The 3,147-nt window shown below is 40.2% G+C and carries 4 protein-coding genes; all 4 read right to left on the reverse strand.

What is annotated here, in order from left to right:
* Positions 1-248 precede the first annotated feature (248 nt).
* A complete protein-coding gene (locus tag L3V32_RS25925; protein WP_237285670.1) occupies positions 249-749 on the reverse strand; it encodes a hypothetical protein in 501 nt (166 codons plus the stop codon).
* 168 nt (positions 750-917) lie between these two features.
* Entirely contained in the window at positions 918-1,262 is a 345-nt protein-coding gene (locus L3V32_RS25935; protein WP_237285671.1) for a hypothetical protein, read from the reverse strand.
* 197 nt (positions 1,263-1,459) lie between these two features.
* The gene (locus L3V32_RS25940) at positions 1,460-2,251 is read right to left on the reverse strand and encodes a DUF3800 domain-containing protein (RefSeq protein ID WP_009696106.1); all 792 of its coding nucleotides are present in this window, start codon (positions 2,249-2,251) and stop codon (positions 1,460-1,462) included.
* Positions 2,252-2,402: 151 nt separating this feature from the next.
* Positions 2,403-3,002 (reverse strand): glutathione S-transferase family protein, encoded by a 600-nt coding sequence (locus L3V32_RS25950; protein ID WP_237285673.1) that lies wholly within the window; start codon positions 3,000-3,002, stop codon positions 2,403-2,405.
* Positions 3,003-3,147: the final 145 nt, after the last annotated feature.

Consider the following 3,147-nt stretch of genomic DNA (forward strand, 5'->3'; position numbering starts at 1 on the left):
AATCGAGTCCAAGTTAACTTCTTGCAACTGAAGTTTTCGGGATAACTGTTTCGACAACCAACTCTTGCCTGAGCCAGAATTACCGATGATGAGAATTTTCTTCATATTACTCCCGCATGCTAACGCCCTGTTAAGGTGTGAGCAACGCAATACCGAAGTTGCCGCATACCACCTTAAACACTAAAACCAACGCATATTAAAAATGCCACGCGTTGCGAATCACTCTTAAACAGTTTGTTATGTGAAAATTAATTTGGGCAGAGAAAAGAACCTACTAAAGGCTCTTCCACAACCTCACACTCTAACGTTCCATTTACTGAGAGTTTTAGAGGGTTCAAAGGTGTGCAACATTCATCTTCAGGCGCTATGGAGTTTTCGACTTGGTACTTAAAAATGTTGTCGTCATCTTGCCTATAAGTAAACTCACACCCCGAAAACTCACCATTAGTATCGCCAAGAACCATACCATAGCGTGTAACTATCTGAAATCTGTCTTCAAACTCGGTAAAAGTTTGAGAGACAATCTCAACATTCCCCTCATAGCATTCGAACATAGTCTCTGTAAATTCATGTTCGCTCAAAGCACTACTAATATTTACTGGTCGAAAATAAATATAGGGGCGGCAAAGGACACTATTATTGTAGCGAAAGACAACGCTAAGCTCGTCTTCCCCTATGTATTCGTAATCATTTTTATTCAAAGTTATATGCTGCGTGAAGTACGCTAATTTGAGCATTATATCTTTCACTATCTAATACCTTTACTTAGAGCTAACAACGGCTTCAGGAGAATTTTCACATAACGCCCTGTTAAGGGGTGAGCAACGCAATACCAAAGCCGCCGCATACCACCTTAATCACTAAAACCAACGCATAGTAAAAATGCCACGCGTTGCGAATCACTCTTAAACAGTTTGTTATGTTCGTAGCCTCGTGTGCCATCTAGTTACTTCCGTGAGCCTACTTTCATAGACCTTATTCACTGTTGCTATATGAGCTATGCAGTCAAAATTAAACAACACTACACGTTTTTTAATAGTTTTTACTTTATCCGTATCTACTTCAACTGTTAAAGAAGCTTTCAATAATGTTGATAAATCGATATTTTCCTTTATCGCTTCACTTCTAAACCAAGCTGATAGCTCATTGGAAATATACAGTTCTAGCTCGCCAGCAATCGAATGTGAAACTGTTCCATCGAGCAAGTTAATACACAAGACACCATTAGGCAGCTCAGATAACATTTCGAGGTCTTCACCCATCCGCCAACCAACAAACATCTTGGGTAGAACTTCAACGTAGTGATTAATCCTTTTTAGTCCCATAATCCCTCTAGAACATAACGCCGCGTTAAGTGGTGAGCAACGCATACCACAGCACTCAAAGCATTGTGCCGTAAACACTTAAGCTGAAGCAAACCAAAAATGCCGAACGTTGGGAATCCGTCTTAAACGCTTTGTTAAGTGCGTTTTGGAAGCGGGTACTTTAGCTTAACTTCTTTTGTTTCAACTTCACGAGGCCCTTTAGTAGGGTCATGAAAATACCAAATATTAAACTTACGTTCATGTGGTTTAGTATCATGCAATAAAGTATCCCAACCTAGATAACTTGCAATATTTTCAGCCACTTTCAGCTTGGCGGGAGAGCTAGCCTTGCCTTGGAATGCACTCATTACAGCTCCTAGTAAAAAGTCGGCAATTTGGATTTGCTCTGACTCCTTAGAGTCTTTAGTTACAACCGAACGAATTGGCACTTCACCACCAAATTGATTTTTAAGCATGCTATTAGCGATTTTATGAAATGCTTCATCTGCTTTCTTGTAGCGCGAAGGCAAAGGATCTACTTCGATACGAAACTCACATTGTCGTTGAGGGTGGGCTTTGTGAATTGCGCTAATTTTGGTCTGAATTAATTTTGTGAAATGCTTGCGCATTGCTAGATCGTAGTCACCGTCGTGATACTTTTTATCGACCATGCCCTTTCGGATAACAATACAATGAAAAGCTAACCATTGATGCTTGAAAAATGTTTCTATTAGATCTTCATAAAAGCCAGCGTAATGCTTTTTATGAGCCTTTTGCCACTTAATTTCATTGGTATATTTATGTGCTTCTCTTAGCTCTCGAATAATTCGAACAAAGTCTCCGCGCCTTTGATACTTCATCCAAAGTGAACCAAAACCATAATATTTCTGACCATCTACGCCTGATTCATCACACGCTACATGCCAAATTAATTTACCATCTTGCATTTCACCTCCAATGTACCAATTACTCGAAAGCACTTAACGCCCTGTTAAGGTGTGAGCAACGCAATACCGAAGCTCCCGAATACCACCTTAAACACTGAATTCAACGCATAGTGAAAATGCCATGCGTTGCGAATCACTCTTAAACAGTTTGTTATGCTTGTGGCTCTGAAACCACAATACTGTCATTTGCCCTTATGTACATCAAATGCTTGTCGTAAAACTCGTTTCTCACACAGCCATGTTGCGACGCTTTTTTGTAGATTGAAGCCACAAATATATCGGCTACACTAAAGTCGTTACCCACTGCAAATCCTGAATCACAACAGATCGATGTACTTAACTTTTCTAAGCAACGCATAATCCAGTTCCCACGAAGTGCTCGCTTTGACATCTCATCGAACTCTGGACGCATAAACCTTAACACTGTTCTGTTTTGGGGGGAGTGAATACTGGAGTTTACATACTCACAAACTCTGCGGATATGAGTTTTTTCATTGAGGCTTTTACCAAATAAGCTTGGGTTAGGAAAGCGTTCTTCTAAATACTCAATAATTGCCATTGATTCAGAGAATACCGAACCATCGACACAAAGAGATGGAACATAGCCAAAAGGATTTATATCTAGGTATGTGGTCGTTAGTTCGTCAGAGCTGACCTCAATTCTATCGTAACGTATACCCTTAAAATTTAGTACCCACTCCACCCTTTCAGAACTATTCGAACCTTTTGCGCTATACAGCGAAACTTCCATACATCCTCCCGAAAAGCATAACGCCCTGTTAAGGTGTGAGCAACGCAATACCGATGCTTCAGCATACCACCTTAAACACTAAAACCAACGCATAGTAAAAATGCCACGCGTTGCGAATCACTCTTAAACAGTTTGTTATGCCTAT

The organism is Vibrio sp. J2-4 (assembly GCF_021728155.1).
GTDB classification, from domain to species: domain Bacteria; phylum Pseudomonadota; class Gammaproteobacteria; order Enterobacterales; family Vibrionaceae; genus Vibrio; species Vibrio diabolicus.

Bases quoted from the DNA above. Each gene is read 5' to 3' on its own strand.
- L3V32_RS25935 (WP_237285671.1), bottom strand. From the start codon at position 1,262: ATGGGTGAAGACCTCGAAATGTTATCTGAGCTGCCTAATGGTGTCTTG.
- L3V32_RS25950 (WP_237285673.1), bottom strand. From the start codon at position 3,002: ATGGAAGTTTCGCTGTATAGCGCAAAAGGTTCGAATAGTTCTGAAAGG.
- L3V32_RS25940 (WP_009696106.1), bottom strand. From the start codon at position 2,251: ATGCAAGATGGTAAATTAATTTGGCATGTAGCGTGTGATGAATCAGGC.